Origin of the sequence: Rhodoplanes roseus (assembly GCF_003258865.1) — a bacterium.
In the GTDB taxonomy this organism is placed as follows: domain Bacteria; phylum Pseudomonadota; class Alphaproteobacteria; order Rhizobiales; family Xanthobacteraceae; genus Rhodoplanes; species Rhodoplanes roseus.
Map to the genome: position 1 here is coordinate 1 of NZ_NPEX01001005.1, position 239 is coordinate 239.

The window sequence follows — 239 nt, forward strand, 5'->3', positions numbered from 1 at the left end:
CTGCGGTCGGGCAAAGCCCGGCATGCCTCGTCATCGCGCCTGCTCCTGCGGCAGAATCCAAGACCCGCGCCGACGCCTTGTCGTCCGGCGCCGATCAGATTCGCCTTGATTGCGACCGATGGCGACAACACCCATAACGACCTTTAAGGGAGCCTAGATGCTGAAGGAGTTCCGTGAGTTCGCCCTCAAAGGCAATGTCCTCGACATGGCCGTCGGCATCATCATCGGCGCGGCCTTCG

Annotated in this window: 1 protein-coding gene; it reads left to right on the top strand. The window is 62.3% G+C overall.

The features are described from left to right. Positions 1 to 157: 157 nt before the first annotated feature. Positions 158 to 239, top strand: an 82-nt coding sequence (locus tag CH341_RS33365) for an MscL family protein (protein WP_210208757.1), incomplete at its 3' end; no start/stop codon positions are given.